Source organism: Dokdonia sp. PRO95 (assembly GCF_000355805.1).
Taxonomy (GTDB): Bacteria; Bacteroidota; Bacteroidia; order Flavobacteriales; family Flavobacteriaceae; genus Dokdonia.
On sequence record NZ_CM001837.1, the window covers coordinates 469,827 to 492,382 of the forward strand.

Below are 22,556 nucleotides of genomic sequence, written 5' to 3' on the forward strand. Positions count from 1 at the left end.
TTGAGGCTACGCTGTCAAAACAGGATTATTATTTAATACCGTTTTCTTCTCTTGAAATTGATTACTAGTATTATTTGCTCCTCCAGCCTTTAGAGCCTTATCTCCTGCATAAAATGTTTTGTGATCATCTCCTAGGTCAGAACCAGCCATTCTCTGGTGTTTCACACAAGAAACTCCTTTACGTATCTCTTGCCTTTGCACATCTTTCACATAAGCCAGCATACCTTGATCTCCAAAATAACCTTCGGTAAGATCATTCATATGCAGTGCAGTAGTGTGATAAGTAGGCAACGTAATGAGGTGGTGGAATATTCCCGCTTCAAGGGCTCCGTCTCTTTGGAATGTTTTAATTTTTTCATCTGCTCTATGAGACAATTCCGTCTGATCATAAGCTGCATCCATTAAATTATTACGATCATATGCAGTCATATTTTCACCCTCCTCTACCATCTCATCATACGCTTGATTTCTAAAGTTAAGTGTCCAGTTAAAAGAAGGAGAGTTATTATAAACTAGTTTTGCACTTGGCTCTACTGCTCTCACTCTATTTACCATATGAGCGATTTGCTTTACATTAGGCGTAGGCGTTTCAATCCATAATAGGTCAGCGCCGTTTTGCAAACTCGTAATACAATCTAGCACCACTCTATCTATGTTTGAACCGCTCTTAAACTTGTAAAGACCATTAGGCAATCTTACTGGTCGCACGAGTTTTCCATCTCTTTTAAGAAGCACATCATCTTCATTTGCGCTATTAATATCTACTTCTTCTGCCTCTACAAAAGCGAGATATTGAGAAGCGAGATCTCCTGGCTCTTGGCTTACAGGTAATTTCTGGGTAAGACCTGCACCCTCAGAATCTGTTCTTGCTACAATAACACCCTCATCTACTCCTAGCTCTAAAAAGGCATAACGTAGTGCGTTAAGTTTTGCTATAAAATCCTCATGAGGAACGGTCACTTTACCATCCTGGTGACCGCACTGCTTTGCATCAGAAACTTGGTTTTCTATCTGCAGTGCGCATGCTCCAGCTTCTATCATTTTCTTTGCCAGTAAATAAGTAGCCTCTTCATTTCCAAAACCTGCGTCTATATCTGCGATAATTGGAACTATATGCGTTTCATAATTATCAATTTGATCTTGCACATCCTCACCGGCATCAAGACGACGAAACAAATCATTAAGTTCTACGGCATCTGCTTGTCTTAAGAATGTATAAATTTCTTCAATTAATTTTGGCACAGCAGTCTTTTCATGCATAGATTGATCTGGCAAAGGACCTAACTCTGAGCGTAAAGCGGCAACCATCCATCCAGAGAGGTATAAGTATTTTTTATTAGTAGTACCATGATGTTTCTTAACAGCAATCATTTTTTGCTGCGCTACAAACCCGTGCCAGCAACCTAGCGACTGAGTATAACTCATAGGATTTGCATCGTACTCTTCCATATCCTTGCGCATTATACTCGCAGTATATCTTGCAATGTCGAGGCCTGTTTTAAATCTATTTTGAACAGCCATACGAGCTGTATTTTCTGGACTTATGGCACTCCAAGAGTTTCCATGCTTTGCTTTAAGTGATCTAACAACTTCAAGAGCCGAATTGTAGTTTGACATAATACTAAGTTTTAAAAATTTATTTAATGTGTGCCTATAAAGGCGGTGATAGTTTTGTTATGATTATTTGAAAAATAGCCTATGGATATTTACCTAAAGAAATTTATAAGCTGGCGTGGTTAAGAACTCTTCAAAGTCTTCTGCTAGAACCAACTCTTTAAAAAGATTAAATGCATTCTCAAACTGAGTTTCTTTTATTTTATGAGAACCCACTTCAGTAATGATTTTTTCAACTTCTTCATCAAAAAGCTCATTGAAGTATTCTTTTGTAAATGCTTTTCCATCTTCCAGCACTGCTTTGTTTTTTATCCAATGCCAAATTTGTGTTCTAGAGATTTCGGCAGTAGCAGCGTCCTCCATTAAGTGATAGAGAGCTACCGCACCTTGACCACTTAACCATGCGTTGAGATAGAGTATTCCTACATTAATATTTTTACGTACTCCAGCTTCTGTGACCGTGCCCGCAGGAATTGCAACTAGGTCATCTGCTGTCACAACAACATCATCTCTTGTAATGTTCAGCTGGTTTGCTGTAGGCATATGTTTATCAAACTCATCCATCGCAATTTGAACAAGCGCTGGATGAGCAACCCATGTACCATCGTGTCCATTTATAACCTCGCGTTCTTTGTCTTTTCTTACTTTTTCTAAAGCTGCTTGATTTGCCGAGGAGTCATTTTTAATAGGCACTTGCGCTGCCATACCTCCTATTGCTAGGATTCCGCGTTTGTGACACCTTTGTATTACCAACTTAGAATATGCGTCCATAAAAGGCGCCGTCATTCCTACTTGATCCCTGTTAGGAACTAAGAAATCAGGATCATTTCTAAACTTCTTGATATACGAGAATATATAATCCCAGCGACCGCAATTAAGACCAACGATATAATCCTTTAACTCATAAATAATTTCATCCAACTGATGGCTTGCCGTGATTGTCTCGATTAGTACCGTACATTTAATCGTTCCCTCAGGAATATTTAAGTAATCTTGAGAAAATTTAAAAACCTCATTCCATAGTCTCGCTTCCTTGTAATGCTCAAGTTTTGCTAGGTAGAAATAGGGTCCTGTACCATTTTCTAGTAACTGACGTACGTTTGTAAAGAAGTACAATCCAAAATCTAACAAAGACCCAGACACTTCTACGCCGTCTACAAGAACATGTTTTTCATTAAGGTGCCACCCTCTTGGCCTTACCAGTAATGTAGCCACAGCATCATTGAGTGTATATTTTTTATCCTTAGTAGGGTGGTGATATGATATTGTTTTATTTACAGCATCTCGCAAGTTAATCTGACCTTCCATCACATTTCTCCATGTAGGCGCAGTACTATCTTCTAGGTCTGCCATAAATGTTTTTGCACCAGAGTTAAGTGCGTTAATAACCATCTTACGATCTGTAGGTCCTGTGATCTCCACCCTTCTATCTTGCAAATCTTGAGGAATCTCTCCCGCAGTCCACTCACCCTCTCTTATTTCTTGTGTTTCTAAAGGAAAGACAGGCTTTTGCCCTTGATCAAATAGTAACTGTTGTTGCTCTCTAGAACGTAATAACTCTAAACGTGCGGGATTAAACTTATCATGAAGCGCCTTAATGAAGTCTAATGCCTCATCAGTGAGTATTTCTGAATAATAGCTTTTTACTTGGTTGCTAAAGCTTAGTGCATGTTGGTTTATTTCAGGAGCCATAATTATCTTTTTAAAATTCTATGGCACAATGTTAAAAAAAATACTTTGATTAAAAAAGCGAACGTTCGCTAAAAATATATTTTCACTAAAGATAGCTGTTCGCAAAAAGTGGTATATTTGTTTATATGGAAGAAGAAGATATCAAACTTATATTTGGCTTAAAGCTACGCCAGATAAGGACTGACAAGAATTTATCACTTTTTGGACTATCAAAACTTACAGGGCTTTCAAAATCATATTTAAATGAAATTGAAAATGGAAAAAAATATCCTAAACCAGATAAGATTGTCACACTTTCTGAAAAATTAGACATTCCATATGATCAAATGGTCTCTTTGAAACTTGATAAAAATCTTGCTCCCATAGGAGAGATTTTAAAATCAAAGATTCTCAAAGAGATACCTCTTGAGCTTTTTGGGATTAAGGAAAGTGACTTAATAGATATTGTATCTAATGCTCCAGCCAAGGTCAATGCTTTTATAAGCACAATTATAGAGATAGCGCAACACTACAACTTTAGCAGAGAAAGCTTCTTTCTAGCCTCTGTGCGATCATTTCAAGAGGCAAACAATAACTACTTTGACAACGTAGAGCAAAAAGTGCTCGACTTTGTTAAGTCTTATCAAATAAATCAAGGACAGGGTATCTTATCAAATGAACTAGAGGAAATTCTCATAGAAGAGTACAACTACACCATAAAAAATGATGAACTAGACAAACACGAGGATTTAGATAACCTCCGATCTGTTTTTATTCCAAAATCACGATCGCTACTAGTCGCGGGTGATATAGATGAGTCACAACGCACATTTATCTACGCAAAGGAAATAGCCTATAATTATCTAAACATTACAGAAAGGCTATACACGTTCCCGTGGATTCTTTTTGAAACTTTTGACCAAGTGCTCAATAATTTTTATGCCTCTTACTTTGCTGGAGCATTAATCATTCCAAGAAAAAACCTCACAACTAAAATCAAAGATATTTTTAAGGAGCGTACTTTTCAAAAAGATACTTTTGAGCACATTACAAATGAATTTAACGCATCACCTGAGTCTTTCTATCAGCGACTTACAAATATCCTACCTAAAGAATTCAACATTAAAAACTTGTTTTTCTTGCGGTTTACGCACAAACTTAACGACACAAAATTTCACCTCACAAAGGAGCTACACCTAGCACACCAGCACGCACCAAGAGCTAATGAGAGTGATGAACACTATTGCAGAAGATGGGTGTCACTACAAGTACTTAAAGATCTATCTAAGAGTAGCGAGAATAGTAAGTTTGACTTGCAAATTTCTAATTATGAAAATGAAGGTGTACGGTACTTAGTTTTATCTACCGCTACAAAGGACCCCTTTAAAGAAGACAAGTTTAGAAGCATAAGCATAGGTCTCCTCATCAACAAACAACTAGAGCGCAAAATAAAATTCCTTAAGGATCCAAATATCCCCACGCGTAATGTAGGAGTAACTTGCGAGCGTTGCGCCATTAAAGATTGTGAAGTGCGACAAGCTCCACCTAAGGTTCTAGACCGAACTTCAAAAAACAAAAACATTGCAGCCATTGTGAAGCAGCTTAATGATGAGCATTAAGAATACTAGCGTACACAAGTGGGCTTAACTCCCTAGCCCCGATTGTAATGAAAATCCCACAGCTGCCTGGCGAAGCCGGCGCGAGGAATTGCAATGAAAGCGGGAAACTAGATACCACAAATACTATAAGGTGATGCTCCTAAAACAAAAAACCCAAACATTGCTGTTTGGGTTTCTATAGTTATATATGTTGAAATTAGATAATCAACATTGCATCTCCGTAAGAGTAGAATTTATATTTCTCTTTTACCGCTTCTTCATAAGCTTTCTTCATAAAGTCATGACCTGCAAATGCAGAAACCATCATTAATAAAGTAGACTTAGGCGTGTGAAAGTTTGTAATCATACAATTTGCAATACTAAAATCGTATGGAGGGAAGATAAATTTGTTAGTCCATCCACCAAACTCGTTAAGAGTATTATTGCTAGAAACAGCACTCTCCATCACTCTCATTGAAGTTGTACCTACGGCACAAATACGACGTTTTTCCTTCAGCGCCTTGTTAATGATTTCTGTTGCTGGCTTATGTATATATGCCTCTTCACTATCCATTTTATGCTTAGATAGATCTTCTACCTCAACTGCACTGAAAGTTCCTAAACCTACGTGTAGTGTAACCTCAGCAAAGTCTACTCCTTTAATTTCAAGACGCTTTAACAAGTGCTTTGAGAAGTGTAATCCTGCAGTAGGTGCTGCTACAGCTCCTTCTTCTGTTGCATAAATGGTCTGGTAGCGATCTTCATCTTCTGGCTCTACCTCTCTATTAATATATTTAGGTAATGGCGTTTCTCCTAATGAAGTTAGCTTTTTTCTAAACTCCTCATAAGATCCATCATATAAGAAACGAAGTGTACGTCCTCTTGATGTTGTATTATCAATTACCTCTGCTACTAGACTCTCATCGTCACCAAAGTAAAGCTTGTTACCTATACGTATTTTACGTGCTGGATCTACAAGAACATCCCATAGGCGTGTTTCTGAGTTAAGCTCTCTAAGTAAGAATACCTCGATACGTGCTCCAGTTTTTTCTTTATTACCGTATAAACGCGCTGGAAAAACCTTAGTATTATTAAGCACCATCACATCTTCCGGCTCAAAATAATCAATAATGTCTTTAAACATTTTGTGCTCGATAGTCTGCTCTTTGCGGTTAAGTACCATAAGGCGTGACTCGTCACGATTTTCGGCTGGGCGATCTGCCAGTAATTCATCTGGCAAATCAAAGTTAAAATGTGATAACTTCATAAAGGGTTTTTATTTTAGTTTTTGTGCTCACAAAAGCAGTATGAACCGCTCATTTGCAAGATCGCAAAGATACAATCTTGAGATAGGCGTTGTCAAGTGTTTAGCCAATTATCTCTTGACCAAACCCTAAAGTTTCTAAATCTTTCCAAAAATCTGGATATGACTTAGACACCACACCCGCATCATCTATCAACAATGGAACCGATAGCGCTAGTGGCGCAAAAGCCATTGCCATACGATGATCATGATATGTCGCAATCGTAATATTCTCGTTAAGCGCTGTTTCTTGTGGCAGTAAGGTAAGATCTGTGTCTGTTACCATAATCCCACCGCCTAGCTTTGTAATCTCTTCTCGTAGTGCTTCTAGCCTGTCTGTTTCTTTTATTTTGAGTGTATGCAATCCCGTGAGATGACATCCTACTCCTAGTCCTAAACAAGTAACTGCTATAGTCTGTGCAATATCTGGCGCATTTGCAAGATCCAAAGTGATTGTTTCAGGAAGTTCAAAATCTTTGGCTAGTGACAAGGTAAGTGTATCCCCATTAAATTCAGAAATTACACCTAGCTGCTTATAAATATCTTGCAAGACCGCATCACCCTGCAAGCTATCTTCCTTATAACTGCTTATGGTTATAGAAGTGTCTAAAGTACGCTTTCGCGAAAGCGCAACAATACTATAAAAGTAAGATGCACTACTCCAGTCTGACTCTACTGTAATTTCCCTATGCTCGCTACTTTTTCTTCCTGGTTTGATAGTTATAATCTGACCTTCAAAAGTGGCCGCAATATCTAGCTGATGTAATAATGCTAGCGTCATGTTTATATATGGTACCGAAGTGATTTTACCATCGAGATGAATGGTAAGTCCATTTTCTAGCGCTGCTCCCATCATCATAAGTGCAGAGATATACTGGCTGCTCACATTTGCCTTGAGCGTAACCTCACTTTTTGTGAGTGTACATCCTTTAATATGAAGCGGCGGATACCCATCATTTTTTACATAAGAAACTTGAGCACCTAACTGCTGCAATGCTTCTACAAGTATTGCCATAGGGCGCTGCTGCATGCGCTCGCTCCCCGTGAGCAATGTCTCTCTACCTTCTTGTATAGAAAAATAAGCGGTAAGAAAACGCATAGCCGTACCTGCATGGTAAATATCTACCTCAGTATCCTTAGATGCTAGTGCCTTTTGCATCACCGCAGCATCATCACTATTTGAAATATTCTTTACCACAATACCATCAAAGAGCGCTTGTAAGATAAGCAGTCTGTTAGTCTCACTTTTTGACCCTGTGATTTGTATCTCACCACTGCTGCTGGCTGCAGTATGTTGTACTTTTAAGAGCATAGGCTATTACTTCAATTTCTCATTATTGTGATGACGATCATGATCACGCTTAGTCTTTATATCAAGCTTTTTATCAAACGCTTCTTGAAGATTAACTCCTGTTTGGTTGGCAAGGCATAATACTACAAACATTACATCTGCAAGTTCCTCGCCTAGATCTTTGTTTTTATCACTTTCTTTCTCACTCTGCTCCCCATAGCGACGTGCAATAATGCGCGCCACCTCTCCAACTTCTTCAGTAAGCTGAGCCATATTAGTAAGTTCATTAAAATAGCGCACTCCGTGAGCTTTTATCCAATCGTCTACTGCTTGTTGTGAGTCTGAAATGTTCATGTCTTTTTTTATCAAAACTACTTTGTTTTAATCAAAAGCCAAACTTATCCTACTATTAGATTTTAGATAATACTATTTTTTCTGTTTCCTTAGAAACTATTGCTTCATAGAATTTCTTTAAATCACCGTAGCTATCTGCCTCTAGAAATGACTCATTAATTGATCGTTGAACAGAAATAGTAACCCCATTGACATTTTTTGATATAATGTATTTATAAAATCCGATGTTTCCAGCTAGACTTACAGATAATGACTCTGGCATACTTTCTACCTGATAGCCGTCTGGAATTTCTATATTAAATATAAACCTACTCAAACGCCCATATTCATAATCTATAGGTAGTTTACGCTCTTCTTCTTTAAAGACATTTATTTCTTCGCCATAAAATAATAGTGGACTTATGTACATTTTATCACCTATCGTTTCAATATAATCATCTGCCCTTGACTTAAATGACAACTTGAGTGGCTTATAGACATTATCTATTTCTTTTACCCCAAGATCAAGTATTTCATAATCTTTATAAATGGAAGATATATATATTGCCATTTCTGAAACATCTTTACCCGATAAATTTTTACGCATTTTATATGCATCATTATTGGTATATCTATTATTTGCCATGACCATAGGCGAGTTCTCTTCGTCAATTTTCACATTAACAACAGCATCGTGGGTAGCTTGCTTTGCAATTAGTTTTATTTCTTCTGAGACTCCATCTTCTTTTAATAATCTACCTCCAAACCAATTAAGTAATTCTGGTTTAAGCACATTAGGACTTGACATCTTATCTGATGCATCAAGCAACAATAAATCTCCGTCTATTTTAGCACAAGCAATAACTGCATTAAATCCTGACTGGGTTGGAAATAAAAAAATCCCGTTAGACTTAGTTCCGAGTATCACTGGTGATGCGTCTATACCAGCATATTGAAGCATTGACACTAGGAGCAAGTTTATTTCAGTAAGGCTTCCCTTCGTTTCTTTATAGACACTAGATAAATTATCATTAACATATATACCGTAAAAACCATCCCAAACCATTTTAGTTTTAACATAATCATAAATGCGGAGTATTGCTTCTTTTTTAGACAATCCGACAATTAGTTGATCAATATCATCTTTAAAAAATCCTTTTTTTCTGAGTTGCCCACCAAAATTAGGCGAGTCATAAATTTGCTTTGCTACATCACCCCAGTTAGATGTATAAAATTCTGGCACTTGATTAGGGTAACGGGTAGCAGATAATTCAAATTGAAGTGTAGACCTATAGTTGTTTACATTTCCAGAAAACGGCTCTCTCTTAAGAGATGGAACATCATTCTGGACTACTGAGGATTCTATATCGTCAAATTCAAATACATTTGTTCCCTTTTTTTCCTTTATAGCCAATCCTTGAGCTTTTTGCTTGTAAGGAATTGATAATTTTCGGCCTCTTGAACTTGTGTTAATTTTGAATGGCAACCAGCCGCTTCTATGAATTTTATACTCAAGATACTCGGGAGCTTCAAAAGATAATCCCACCTTTTTTATAGGTATAGATTCTTGGAAGTAAAATTTATCAAATTTATTTAGATAAGGCGTTCTTATGGAATATTCATACTCTATTACAGAACCGTTTTTTATGTTAGGCATTGTAAAAGTAACTTTTGTGTACCTCTCATTAATCTTCTCTTTATAAATCTGTTTTTTATCAAGTTTGATTTTTTCTACGTCTCCATCAAAATTGAAAGTATATGCCTTAAGGCCACTCAAAACCTCATTTGCACTGTTATTAGCCCCTTGATACAAATAGACACTCACCGTTAACCAATCATTGTTGTCTTTGTTATAAATCTTTATGCGTTCCTGTCTTTTTATGAGACCTGTAAACCCTTTCTCTTTAGCATAAATAAAAGTAGTTTCAAAATTCCTGTACAATATAGCAGCCTTTGCCTCAGGCTCTAAAGGATGCTCTACTTCCAGCAACTCTTCTTTAGAAACCTTACCAAATTTATAATTTTGCGCTAAGCAAGTGGCTGAACAAAAACTTGCAATAAAAAAAAAGAGTAATAATTTATTCATATTAAATTTTTAAAGTAAATAAAATCTAAAAAGTATCTATTCAGAAAATTTGATTCACTAGGCTTTCTTGAAGACAACTTTCTCACTTTCTTTCTTAATAATCATCTCAAAAAAAGCTTTTAAAGATTTATAATAATCTACTGCTACTAATGGTGTATCTATAGTTCGTTGCACTGAAATAGATAAACCTGCCGTAGCGTTCGAGATATTATATTTATAAGAAGCTATACCATCCACCATAGAAACCACTAATGGTTCTGGAAGAGTCTCTACAACGTAGCCCTCAGGAATACTTATATTGATGGTTATTCGATCCGAACGAGAATAATCAAAATCTACAGGTAGTGTTCTTTCATCGGACTTGAATAAATTCTCGTCTGTACTATAAAAAAATAATGGGTTCAAATAAATTTTATCTCCTATAGTCTCAAAATAACTAGCAACATCTGCATCAAAAGATACACTTAAAGGCTTGTATGTATTTAATAAGTCAGAAACATTAAGATTTTCTATTTCAGTATCATTAAATTCTGCAGACACTGCTGTGCTAAGTTCAGTCTCTTCTTTACCGTATAAAGATTTTCGCATTTCATAAGCATAATTATTTGAAAATCTATTTTTTACCGATGCACTGGCAATTCCCGTATCATCAAAATTTACATTGGCAAGAGCATAGTGTATTGCTTGTGCATTTTTTAAAGTTATTGCCTTAGATACGCCATCATCTTCAACCATTCTTCCTCCAAACCAATTAAGTAGTTGACTTTTCAATATATTAGGACTACCTAATTTATCTGAAGCATCTAGCAATACTAATTCCCCCTCAATCTCTACTCCAGCTATAACAGCATTAAATCCAGTTCTCGTAGGGAAAAGGTAAATTCCATGAGATTTTGTACCTAATAAAATAGGATCTGCCTTAATTCCTGCATACTTCAACATTGACACAAGTAACAAATTAATATCTGCCATGTTTCCAATATTGTTTTTGAATGTACTAGCTGTACCATTCTCTACAAAAATCCCATAATTACCATTCCATGTAATCTTATTCCGGATGTAATCATAAATTTTCACAACCTTTTCTTTTTCTGACACCTCATTAATAAGCAGATCAACCTCATCCTTAAAAAAACCTTGTCTATTAAGTTGAGATCCAAAACCTGAAGATTTGTATATATTGCTAGCCACCTCATCCCAACTTGTTGCAAAGAACTCAGGTGCATCATTAGGAAAACGAGTCATTTCTAATTCAAACTGTAAAGTAGTACGGTAATTATTTACATTACCAGCATAAGGCTCTGATTTGAGAGATGGTACATTTTTTAAATTTACTTCAGAAATATCTTCTCTATACTTTATAGTCCGAGTTCTATTTTCCGGTTGTTTAATCTTAGAAGTTGATTTTTCCTTATACCTTATTTGAAAATTACCTTCTCGTGAACTTTTAGCAATAGAAAAAGGTACCCAACCATTGCGATGAGTTTTATAAACAAGATACTCAGGAGAAGCTAGAGTCATTTCTACTACATCAACAGGTATTGATTCTTGAAAGTAATACTTATCAAAAGTGGTTAAATACGGCGACCTGATACTATATTCATATTCTATAATCGATCCGCTTTTTATATTGGGCATCGAAAAAGTTACCTTAGTATAATTCTCATTAACCTCCTCTTTGAAAATATTCTTTTTATCTAATTTCGTTTTCTCTATTTTCTCATCAAGATTATACGTATACGCTTTGAGACCATTTATATTTTCCGCACCTCCTGAGCCAGTATAAAGGAATATGCTAACTGATGCCCAATCATTACCTTTCTCGTTATAAATTTTTATACGATTTTGAAAATTTGTAGTTGCTGTGAAGCCCTCGTCATTAGTGTAATTGAATTTTGTCCTAAATAATCTATATAAAATTGCAGCATCAGCTTCCGGCTCATTAGGGTGCACATCTTGCATCAGTTCCTCTTTAGAGACTTTTCCAAATTTATAATTTTGTGAAAAGCAAGTGGCTGTAGAGAAACCTACGACAAAGAGAATGAGTAATAATCTATTCATATTGGTTATCATATTTTTTCGAGTAAAATTTTTGAATTATCATATTTAGCGACACCTTGTAAGAACTTCCTATACGCTTTATAGTCTTCTTTAGAAAAAGTTCCGCTATTTATATTTAATACCCGTCTGTATGACAAGCTGTTGTCATTAATCAATTCGACAGTAAGCACGTATTTTCCAAACTCTGAGTGCAACACTACAGGTTCTGGCAAGTATCGGATTTTAAACTCTTTCGGAGTATTTATTGTAATAACATCTACATCCTTATAACCTCTATCAATTCTAAAGGAACTTGTGCGCTCGACTTCTTTTCTAGGCATGCGCCTTATTCTATTAAAAGCGTTGAGAGTTAATGTAAAATCTTCACCTACTTTAGATGCATAACTTTTTGATGTAAAGACAAGTTTTTCTTGCAGATTCACCTTGTCCTTATTGTTTGTAAAATTGATACTATCAATCTTTAGATTATTGATACTATTAAAAAAATTATAGTAATACCGTTTTTGTTTTTTTTTCTCTAACTCAAGTAATCCAGATCTGCTATCATATTGTGTTCCGTATGTAGATATACTTAATGCTCCTGAAAGTGCCCCGTTTAAGTCAACTGTGTAATCACCTTCAATTTCCTGAAGATTAGTATCATTACTATACTCAGGAGTGTGCACTATGAATCCGCCTTCTGGTTTGATAACAAGTACATCTCTATCATCTGTAAAGTCTCCTAAAAAACCAAAAGGTATTGTCTGGCTAGTGCATTCGAGCCAGGTATAATTATCATCTTTAGGGATAGCGAGAATAACGTGACTACCTTGCAGTGATGCAAAATCCTCTTCTAAACTTCTCTTTTCATCTCCCGCATATACTACGGTATAATATGAAGGCACACCAACAACTTCCAACAAAGCCTTCGTATAATTCACTAGACCTTTACAATCGCCATATCCTAAGTCATGGACTTCTTGAGCGGGAGTAGGTTTCCAACCACCGATACCAATTTGCACACTTACATATCGCGTTTTTTGCTGCACATAATCGTAGATGATTCTCGCTTTTTCTTCATCAGTTTTTGCATCAGAAACTAAAGACTGTATTTCCGACACTGTTTCATCGTCTAGCGCTGTCATTCCTCGAAGTAAACTATTATTCATCCAAGTGCCAAATTCTTTCCAGTTCTTAGCATTACCATCCACACCTGCAAGATGAAACCTCTCTAAAGAGAACAAAACTCTGGGTACTACTTCATGTATAGGAAGACCATAAGTCTCTTGTGAGATGCTTAGTTTATTACTAGCTGATATACTTATTACATTAATTTGATTCTGTACTTCTAAGTCATTATTATCGTCAATAATTTTATGGCGGAGTCCTAAACTAGGAGCTACATTTATATTATATTTTATGTTCTCAATACTAGTTCTAAAATTATTGTACAATCTAAAAGATGGGATAAAAGCAGTACTAACTGATTTTACTTTAGATGTAAAAATCACTGTAAATGGGAAACCTGTAGTAGGTGTAAAGTCTAAATATCTAACTCTTGAGCTTGAATAAAGGCTAAAACCATCTACAGCACTCACATCTCTAAAGTCTCCTTTCTTTATTTTTTCGACCTCATTTCCAAATGCATCAAGTATAATCGCCTGAAGACTTAAAACCTTAGTGTTATCATCATAGAACTCGGCTGCATTTATATGTCTTAAGCCTTTCGAATTAAGTACAGTAACAACTCTCTTTTCTTCTCTAAAAAGAGTTTTATAATCTGAGATTTCAATATGAGTTTCTTGAAGCCTTACAACAGCATCTGCATTGTTTGTTAGCTCCTCAGGAATATCAGCTACAGTATAGATTAAATCTTGGCTATACATCACAGAAGTAAAGCCCAAGAAGGCAAGAAAGTAAATAAAACGCATTAATTGATTGATGATTGATGAATTATGCGCCAAAATAAAACTTAAAGAATTCTCTTACAAGAATTATACGCGGTTTTTTGTATCAATTACAATTGTAACAGGCCCATCATTAAGTAATTGAACCTTCATATCTGCACCAAATTCTCCTGTATAGGTGGGTTTGTTGCGCTTTCGCGAAAGCGTACTCACAAACTCCTCATACATCGGGATGGCTTTATCTGGTCGTGCTGCTTCTAAAAATGAAGGTCGATTCCCCTTCTTAGTACTTGCAAATAACGTAAACTGACTAATAACCAAAATGTCTCCATCAACATCACCCACAGAAAGATTCATGGCACCATCATTATCACTGAAAATTCGCAGGCCAATTATTTTATTTGTGAGCCACTCAACATCTTCATTGGTATCCTCATGAGTAACACCTAGCAAAACAAGTAACCCTTGGTTAATCTCAGATTTTACAACTCCGTTTATAGTGACAGAAGCTTCTGTTACTCGCTGAATTACTGCCTTCATTATTATTGCTCTTCTGGGTAGTGATCTTTTCTGTAATGCTGCTCGTCATCTCCTTCTAGCATCTGTGTATAACTCTTATAACGTGACCAATGTAGCTCATCATTATCAAGTGCCTCTTTTACAGCACATTTAGGTTCTTCAAGATGCAAACAGTTATTGAATTTGCATTCACTCTTTAAAGCAAAGAACTCAGGAAAATAGTCTCCTATTTCTTCTCGTTCCATATCTACAATACCAAACCCTTTGATTCCAGGAGTATCGATAATACGTGCATCAAAATGTAAATCAAACATCTCTGCAAAGGTAGTAGTATGCTGTCCTTGACTGTGCTGTACGCTTATTTGCTTTGTTTTGAGATCCAAGGTAGGTTCGATGGCATTGACAAGAGTAGATTTTCCTACTCCAGAATGACCTGTAAACATACACGTCTTACCTTCCATCATTTCTTTTACCGCATCGATATTCTTTCCAGTAATTGCGGAAATTCCTACACACTCATATCCTATCTCGCGATACATTGCCGCAAGATATTTTATCTCCATAATTTCCTCTTCATTATAAGTATCTATCTTATTGAAGAGTAACACCGCTTTAATATGGTAAGCCTCTGCAGTTACCAGAAAACGATCTATAAACGCCGTAAAAGTAGGCGGATTGTTAAGCGTCACTAGTAAGAATACAGTATCCACGTTACTAGCGATGATGTGTGTTTGCTTAGAAAGGTTTACAGACTTACGTACAATGTAGTTATCTCTGTCGTGTATTTTTGTAATCACACCCGTCTCAACATCACTTTTAGTATCAAGATCAAAATCTACAACATCTCCTACAGAAACTGGATTTGTACTTTTAATTCCTTTAATACGGAATTTTCCTTTTATTCTACATTCATACCACTGGCCGCCATCCGTCTTTACGGTGTACCAACTTCCAGTAGATTTATAAACAGTTCCTGTCATACGCTTGTGTCAATTGCAAAAATACTTTCTTTTTAGTTACTCACTAGAAATATTAAAAAAACTACTTGTCTTAATTTTAAGAATTGTAGGAATTTACAGCAAGATTTTAATATTTTAGCGCAATAAATCAATCAAAAATGATATTAATGAAAAAATCAATTCTTTTTATTGCAGCTTTTATTTTAATGACTCCTTTCCTTGTAGCTCAAACAAGCCTGTATGAAAACCCAGCGTTTGATGAAATTGCTAAGGAGCATAAAATTATCGCAATCGTACCATTTAAAACTCAGGTAAAGCTTAGACCTAGACAAATGAAAGACATGACAGATGAGCAACTAAGCCGTCTTGAAAAAGCAGAAGGTGAGGGATTACAAACTGGTATGTTTTCTTGGTTTCTAAAAAGAAAAAAAAGAGGTAAACTTACTACTCTAGAAATCCAACAACCTTCTAGAACAAATGCTCTTCTAAAAAAGGAAGGTATTGACTATGACAACATTTATGAGTACACTACTGACGAACTTGCTAAAATTCTAGAGGTAGATGCCATCATATCTGGAGATTATGAGACTAACAAACCTATGAGCGAAGGAGCCAGCGTTGCCCTGTCTTTACTAATAGGCTTTGGTGGATCTACAAATAGTGCTATTGTAAACATGAATGTAAACAATGGAGCAGATGGCCAACTTCTATGGAACTATAACAAAAAAGTACGTGGTGGGCTAGGTAGCTCTCCTGAAGACTTGGTAAATGTCTTAATGAGAAAAGCATCTAGAAGACTTGCTTACACTAAGAAAGATTAATCACTTTACTCACAAATAAAAAAAGGCTCAACATTACGTTGAGCCTTTTTCTTTATAGCTAGCTATCTAAAGTCTTACGACTTCGCCACCTTCTTCTGGTGATTTATAGACTCTTGGTGTACTGCTTTAAATACACGTAGTATAAACTCTTCGCTTAGATTGTTTTGCTCTCCCTCTAAAATCATCTTACCTAGGATTTCGTTCCATCGTTTTGTCTGTAAAATCGAAACGTTATTTTCTGCCTTAAGCTCTCCTATACTATCAGAGATTTTCATGCGCTTTCCTAAGCTTTCAATAAGCTGATGATCTATCACGTCAATCTTAGTACGCAATGTGTTCAATTTATTATTGTACTCTACCTCTGTACCTTCTTCTTTGCGGATTTTTAAATCCTTCATCATTTGCACGAGCGTAGCTGGTGTGATTTGCTGTGCAGCATCACTCCATGCATTATCTGGGTCATAATGCGTCTCTACCATGATACCATCATAGTTGAGATCAAGACCTGTCTGGCATAAATCATGAATAATATCACGACGTCCAGCAATGTGTGACGGATCTAGAATTAAAGGAAGATCTGGAAATTTATTCTGAAGATCTATCGCTATTTGCCATTCTGGATTATTTCTGTAACGTGTCTTCTCATACGTAGAGAACCCTCTGTGTATTACACCTAGATTTTTAATATCCTGAGTATAAAAACGCTCTACCGCCCCTAACCATAAGGCAAGATCTGGATTTACTGGGTTTTTAATAAGCACCGTTTTATCTGTTCCTTTAAGAGCTTCTGCAATTTCTTGAACGATAAATGGAGATACTGTTGTACGAGCCCCTATCCATAAGATATCGATATCTGCTTCAAGAGCTAGGTCTACGTGATTTGCATTTGCAACCTCTGTCGTAGTAAGCATTCCTGTTTCTTCTTTGGCTTTTTGTAACCATTTAAGTCCAAGAGCACCTACTCCTTCAAAGTTTCCTGGACGCGTTCTTGGCTTCCAGATCCCGGCACGTAGTACGGTAGCATCTGTGTCTTTCAGTTGGTGAGCAATTTTAAGCACCTGCGCTTCCGTCTCTGCACTACATGGTCCTGCAATTACAAGAGGGTGATCAAGGCCAAAAGCGTCTAACCAATTTCTAAGTTCTTTCTTATTTTCCATAACATTTAATTTGTGCCGCTTCGGGCTTTTGATATTTACGCTTTCGCGAAAGCGCAAAACTATTTAATTCCGTTTAAAATTTCCTTAATGTGGTTCGTGTTTTCCATCTCATCGTGCACCCCTTGAAAATCATCATTTTCAAGAAGTGTTTTAAAATCGTTGAGATTGGCAATATATTCAGTTAATGTCTCTAAGACATTCTCTTTATTCTCTTTAAAAATCGAGGTCCATGTTACTGGATTACTTTTTGCCAAACGCACGGTAGATGCAAAACCGCTGCCTGCCATGTCAAAAATATCACGTTCATTTTTCTCTTTTTGTATCACCGTCTTACCTAGCATAAACGCGCTTATGTGTGAGAGGTGACTTACGTAAGCAATATGCTTGTCATGAGACACAGGGTCCATGTAGCGTATGCGCATTCCCATATTTTTGAAGAGGTCTAGCACTTGTTCTTGCAGCTTAAAAGCTGTTTTCTCTACCTCGCATATAATATTAGTCTTCCCAGTATATAAGCCTGTAATCGCTGCACTAGGCCCAGAAAACTCTGTCCCTGCGATAGGATGACATGCAAGAAAATTGCGACGTTTAGGGTGTGATGCTACTACTTCACAAATGGCTTGTTTTGTAGATCCCATGTCGACCACAATCGTATCGTCTCCTATATGATTAAGAACGTCTGGTAGTACGTGAATAGCCACATCTACTGGGATTGCCAGCACTACGAGGTCTGCTGTTTTAATATCTTCTAGTACGGCGCCTTTATCTATAAAACCTAATGACAACGCTTCGGCTAGGTGAGAATCACTTGCATCTATACCATAAATAGTTGCCGCAGGTTCTTGCTCGCGCAAATCTCGCGCAAATGATCCTCCTATAAGCCCCAACCCTATGATGTAAATGTCTTTCATTATCTAAATATTACTCTCTAATTGCTCAAATTCAATGTTTTATTAACAAAAACACCTCATATCCAGCTATTAATTATCTTAAAATCTACTTATTGCTTCTTTAATTTTTTCTTCTTTTACACAAAGGCTAAATCTGATGTATCCTTTCCCCATCGTTCCAAAAATGGTTCCTGGTGTGATAAAAATGAATTTCTCCAGCAAGATGTTATCTATAAAAGCCTCTGCATCGATTCCTTCTGGCAGTTTTGCCCAGACAAATAATCCTACAGCCTCTCTGTCGTAGGTACAACCTAACCTTTCGGCAAGCTCATAAACTAGTTTACGGCGGCGTCCATAAATGGTATTGATATGCTCAAACCAGTCATCTCCTAAGCCTAAGGCTGCTACAGCTCCTTTCTGTATGCCATAAAACATACCGCTATCCATATTAGATTTTACGCGCAATACGTGACCTATATTTTCGGCGCTTCCTAGTACCATTCCCACACGCCATCCAGACATGTTAAAGGTCTTACTAAGACTGTTAAGTTCTAAGGCTACTTCAGCCGCTCCTGGAACCGCAAGCAATGATTGCGGATTGTCATTAAGGACAAAACTATATGGATTATCGTTGATTACTAGTATGTGTTGCGCTTTCGCGAAAGCGATCAATTCTTCAAAAAAACCATCTGGCACCTTAGTCCCCGTAGGCATGTGAGGATAATTTACCCACATTAACTTTACACCCGAAAGATCTTGAGCCGCCAGCGCTTTTAAGTCTGGCAACCATCCGTTCTCCTCATTGAGATCGTATGTAATTGCTTCTGCTTCCACAAGTTTTGTTACCGCAGCATAACTAGGGTATCCAGGATTAGGCAAAAGGACTTTATCTCCGGGATTTAAAAATGCCATCGAAATGTGCATAATACCTTCCTTAGAACCCATAAGTGGTAATATCTCAGTATCTGGATTTGCGATGACTCCATATTGCTTTTTATAAAAATCTGCCATGGCTCCTCGCAACTCAGGAATACCGGTATAACTCTGGTACTGGTGAGCTACACTATCATGTAATCCTTTGAGCATCGCCGCAACTGCTGCCGGAGGCGCTGGCATATCTGGGCTTCCTATTCCCATATTAATCACAGGATGACCGTCTGCAATGAGTGCGCGAACTTCTTTTAGCTTTCGCGAGAAGTAGTATTCCTTGGTTTCCTGTAACCTATTTGCTGGTTGCATCATTGCTTTCTGTTTTTGTAAGCTCCTAGTACTTTAAAGTCATTTGCCATGATTTCTAGTAATTGTACTGCCTTATTAAAGCTTTCTATCGTATCAAAAGTGACATCTACAAAAAAGGCATATTTCCACGGCTTCTCGATTATAGGCATGGACTGAATTTTTGTGAGATTCATCTTGCAATCACTCAGTACATTTAAAATTGCCGCTAGGCTACCACGCTTATGATCTGCCGAAAATCTTATAGATGCCTTATCAATAACACCTTTTACTAGTTTTTTATCCTTATTTAAAATAAAGAAGCGAGTTGCATTCTCATTGATGGTCTGTATAGACTCTCTTATGATTTCTAGATTATAAATACTTGCTGCAGCTGTGCTTGCTATGGCTGCTATTCCTTGTAATTGGTTTTCTTGTATCTCACGTGCTACACCCGCGGTATCTGTATCTTCTACAAGTTTTATGTCTGGGTAGTTTCTAAAAAACTCACGACATTGCAAAATCGCCATAGGGTGCGACCACACCTCCTTTATGTCATTTATTGCTTGACCTGGCAACGCCATTAACTGGTGCTGGATATCAAGGTAGAACTCTCCTTCTATATGCAAATCATGTTTATCTAGCAGCGCATAGTTAGGGAGTATTGCCCCTGCGATACTATTTTCTATAGCCATCACAGCATCTTGTACTTCGCCTTCTACCAGTGCGTCTACTAGCCTAGGAAAAGACATACACTCCACCACAGCAACGTCTGTCCCAAAAAATTCTTGAGCTACCTTGTGATGAAATGATCCTTGTACGCCTTGTATTGCTACTTTCATAATTGTGCAAAAAAAAATCCTGATAAAAATTTATCAGGACTTATTGAAATATTGAGTGTTATTAAATTAGCACAATATCAATCCTGATCTCTTCCCGTAAAAGAAGAAATAGAAAAAATTGTTCCAATAATAAACGTTTGATAACATGTTGAGTTATTTGACTGCTAAAGTAGAAAAAATATCTAATGAGCCAATTTATTTAGCTCCTTTTGTGAAATATTTTTTATAAGCCGTAGATTTTGAGAAATTATCAATCAAACATTGATAAACTAATGAAAATGAGAATACGACACCTATCCTTATCTTAAAATCTAATCCGCATGGATGATCATCACACTTTTAGATGTATCCTCCCGTTATCAATTCTTACATTTACAGTATTAAACACTCCTCTATGTCCATTGTAGTAACAGACATCACAAAAATGTACGGCACTCAGAAAGCGCTTGATCATATTTCCTTTTCCCTACAAAAAGGTGAAATTGTAGGTTTTCTTGGACCTAATGGTGCTGGCAAGAGTACATTGATGAAAATACTCACCACCTACCTAACTCCTACCTCTGGAACAGCAACGGTGCATGAATATGACACAAAAAGTAATGTACAAGAAGTACGTCGTGCTGTGGGTTACTTACCAGAACACAACCCGCTTTATGTAGAAATGTATGTGCGAGAATATCTAGCGTTTAATGCAGGAGTTTATAAGGTATCAAAAGAACGTATAGATGAAGTTATCAACCTCACAGGACTAACCTCTGAGGCACATAAAAAAATAAGCCAACTATCAAAAGGTTACAGACAGCGTGTAGGTCTTGCTACTGCTTTACTACATGACCCAGAAGTATTGATACTAGACGAGCCAACTACGGGACTCGATCCTAATCAGCTGTTAGATATTAGAAATCTGATTAAAGATATAGGTAAGGAAAAAACGATATTAATGAGTACGCATATCATGCAAGAGGTAGAAGCCATCTGTGATCGTGTCATTATTATTAATAAAGGAACTATAGTAGCCGACAAAAAAATGACGGAACTACGAGATGGACAGCAGCAAATAGTCATAGCCGAATTTGATTACCGCGTAGAAGAAGTTGCATTGAGCAGGCTAGACAAAGTAGCTTCTGTAAAAAACACTACAGGATTTACTTATGAAATTACGTTTAGTACTCAAGATGATATGAGAGCAAAAGTCTTTGACTTTGCACATGATAACGACCTTAAAATCCTACAACTCAATCAAAAAAACGTGAGCTTAGAAGGATTATTTACGGAACTCACTTCCTCCTAAAAGCACCTTGTAAGTCACTTATAAACCCCGCACTCTTATTGTTTTCTTAATTTTGTTTAATTAAATACTAAATAACTTAAACAAAGTAATCGTTAGTCGTAATTTTATGGAAAAAAGAAAAACCATAAAAAAATTGCTATGACACAAGAACTAGGAAATGCAAATTTTGAAAACTTCATAGGCGCAACAGAAGGCTTCTCTGAGATTGCTTATCAATTTACATCACATATTCTCACATTAGGATATGCGGTGATGCTCGCAGGCTTACTCTACTTTATCCTTACCATCAAAAATGTAGATAAAAAATTTCAAATGTCGAACATCTTATCAGCTGTGGTGATGGTATCGGCATTTTTACTTTTATATGCGCAGGCACAAAACTGGACATCCAGTTTCACCTATAATGAAGAAGTAGGAAGATATTTTCTAGATCCAAGTGGAGATTTATTTAATAATGGATATCGCTATCTCAACTGGCTCATCGATGTACCTATGCTTTTATTCCAAATTCTATTTGTGGTAAGCTTAACTTCTTCAAAATTTAGCTCAGTGCGTAATCAGTTCTGGTTTTCTGGAGCAATGATGATTATTACTGGATATATTGGCCAGTTTCATGAAGTAAGTAACTTGACTGCCTTTTTAGTATGGGGAGCTATTTCATCTGCATTTTTCTTCCATATTTTATGGGTAATGAAAAAGGTAATCAAAGAAGGAAAAGAAGGCATTTCTCCGGCAGGACAAAAAATACTTTCTAATATCTGGATCTTATTTTTAATATCGTGGACTTTATACCCAGGCGCTTACTTAATGCCATACCTTACTGGTGTAGACGGATTTTTATACAGTGAAGACGGTGTGATGGCGAGACAACTTGTATACACAATTGCAGATGTATGTTCTAAAGTCATCTATGGTGTACTACTAGGTAACCTAGCAATAACATTAAGTAAAAATAAAGAGCTAGTCGAAGCAAATAGCTAATCGTAAAACGCGAGTTACAAACTCAACAATAGTAACAT

At 36.7% G+C, this 22,556-nt stretch carries 18 protein-coding genes; 4 read left to right on the plus strand and 14 right to left on the minus strand.

Features of this window, described 5'->3' with window-relative positions; genetic code table 11:
* Nucleotides 1-6: 6 nt before the first annotated feature.
* Nucleotides 7-1,617, minus strand: a complete 1,611-nt coding sequence (locus D017_RS01955; protein ID WP_035334384.1) for an isocitrate lyase — start codon at nt 1,615-1,617, stop codon at nt 7-9.
* A gap of 93 nt (nt 1,618-1,710) precedes the next feature.
* Entirely contained in the window at nt 1,711-3,306 is a 1,596-nt protein-coding gene (gene aceB / locus D017_RS01960; RefSeq protein ID WP_035334386.1) for a malate synthase A, read from the minus strand.
* 125 nt (nt 3,307-3,431) lie between these two features.
* On the opposite strand from aceB, the gene D017_RS01965 reads away from it, so the two are divergent.
* Entirely contained in the window at nt 3,432-4,904 is a 1,473-nt protein-coding gene (locus D017_RS01965) for a helix-turn-helix transcriptional regulator (RefSeq protein ID WP_035334388.1), read from the plus strand.
* 196 nt (nt 4,905-5,100) lie between these two features.
* On the opposite strand, the gene queA is transcribed toward D017_RS01965, so the two are convergent.
* The 8 genes from queA to rsgA form a co-directional block, all read right to left on the minus strand.
* On the minus strand, nt 5,101-6,150 hold the full coding sequence (gene queA / locus D017_RS01970) for a tRNA preQ1(34) S-adenosylmethionine ribosyltransferase-isomerase QueA (RefSeq protein ID WP_035334390.1): 1,050 nt from the start codon (nt 6,148-6,150) through the stop codon (nt 5,101-5,103).
* 100 nt (nt 6,151-6,250) lie between these two features.
* On the minus strand, nt 6,251-7,498 hold the full coding sequence (locus tag D017_RS01975; RefSeq protein WP_035334391.1) for a 3-phosphoshikimate 1-carboxyvinyltransferase: 1,248 nt from the start codon (nt 7,496-7,498) through the stop codon (nt 6,251-6,253).
* Between the two features lie 6 nt (nt 7,499-7,504).
* A complete protein-coding gene (locus tag D017_RS01980; RefSeq protein ID WP_035334393.1) occupies nt 7,505-7,831 on the minus strand; it encodes a nucleotide pyrophosphohydrolase in 327 nt (108 codons plus the stop codon).
* Between the two features lie 55 nt (nt 7,832-7,886).
* Entirely contained in the window at nt 7,887-9,896 is a 2,010-nt protein-coding gene (locus tag D017_RS01985; protein ID WP_035334394.1) for a DUF3857 domain-containing protein, read from the minus strand.
* 57 nt (nt 9,897-9,953) lie between these two features.
* Complete coding sequence (locus D017_RS01990; RefSeq protein ID WP_160164950.1) at nt 9,954-11,957, minus strand: DUF3857 domain-containing protein; 2,004 nt, start codon at nt 11,955-11,957, stop codon at nt 9,954-9,956.
* A gap of 8 nt (nt 11,958-11,965) precedes the next feature.
* Nucleotides 11,966-13,867, minus strand: coding sequence for a transglutaminase family protein (locus D017_RS01995; RefSeq protein WP_035334396.1), 1,902 nt, complete (start codon nt 13,865-13,867; stop codon nt 11,966-11,968).
* Nucleotides 13,868-13,930: 63 nt separating this feature from the next.
* A complete protein-coding gene (dtd, locus tag D017_RS02000; RefSeq protein ID WP_035334397.1) occupies nt 13,931-14,383 on the minus strand; it encodes a D-aminoacyl-tRNA deacylase in 453 nt (150 codons plus the stop codon).
* 2 nt (nt 14,384-14,385) lie between these two features.
* Nucleotides 14,386-15,342 (minus strand): ribosome small subunit-dependent GTPase A, encoded by a 957-nt coding sequence (gene rsgA, locus D017_RS02005; protein WP_035334398.1) that lies wholly within the window; start codon nt 15,340-15,342, stop codon nt 14,386-14,388.
* A 146-nt stretch (nt 15,343-15,488) separates the two neighbouring features.
* Here rsgA and D017_RS02010 point away from each other — a divergent pair, with 146 nt between their 5' ends.
* Entirely contained in the window at nt 15,489-16,142 is a 654-nt protein-coding gene (locus D017_RS02010; protein WP_035334400.1) for a hypothetical protein, read from the plus strand.
* A gap of 74 nt (nt 16,143-16,216) precedes the next feature.
* Here the strand turns inward: D017_RS02010 and D017_RS02015 are convergent, their stop codons facing one another.
* The 4 genes from D017_RS02015 to D017_RS02030 form a co-directional block, all read right to left on the minus strand.
* Nucleotides 16,217-17,299 (minus strand): bifunctional 3-deoxy-7-phosphoheptulonate synthase/chorismate mutase type II, encoded by a 1,083-nt coding sequence (locus D017_RS02015; protein ID WP_013749997.1) that lies wholly within the window; start codon nt 17,297-17,299, stop codon nt 16,217-16,219.
* Between the two features lie 59 nt (nt 17,300-17,358).
* Entirely contained in the window at nt 17,359-18,210 is an 852-nt protein-coding gene (locus D017_RS02020; RefSeq protein ID WP_035334403.1) for a prephenate dehydrogenase, read from the minus strand.
* Nucleotides 18,211-18,288: 78 nt separating this feature from the next.
* Entirely contained in the window at nt 18,289-19,431 is a 1,143-nt protein-coding gene (locus tag D017_RS02025) for an aminotransferase class I/II-fold pyridoxal phosphate-dependent enzyme (RefSeq protein ID WP_035334404.1), read from the minus strand.
* The gene (locus D017_RS02030) at nt 19,428-20,246 is read right to left on the minus strand and encodes a prephenate dehydratase (RefSeq protein ID WP_035334406.1); all 819 of its coding nucleotides are present in this window, start codon (nt 20,244-20,246) and stop codon (nt 19,428-19,430) included. Before D017_RS02030 ends, D017_RS02025 begins: the two co-directional genes overlap by 4 nt.
* A 394-nt stretch (nt 20,247-20,640) precedes the next feature.
* On the opposite strand from D017_RS02030, the gene gldA reads away from it, so the two are divergent.
* Both gldA and D017_RS02040 read left to right on the plus strand, forming a co-directional pair.
* On the plus strand, nt 20,641-21,537 hold the full coding sequence (gene gldA, locus D017_RS02035) for a gliding motility-associated ABC transporter ATP-binding subunit GldA (RefSeq protein WP_035334408.1): 897 nt from the start codon (nt 20,641-20,643) through the stop codon (nt 21,535-21,537).
* Between the two features lie 138 nt (nt 21,538-21,675).
* Nucleotides 21,676-22,518, plus strand: a complete 843-nt coding sequence (locus D017_RS02040) for a bacteriorhodopsin (protein WP_035334410.1) — start codon at nt 21,676-21,678, stop codon at nt 22,516-22,518.
* Nucleotides 22,519-22,556: the final 38 nt, after the last annotated feature.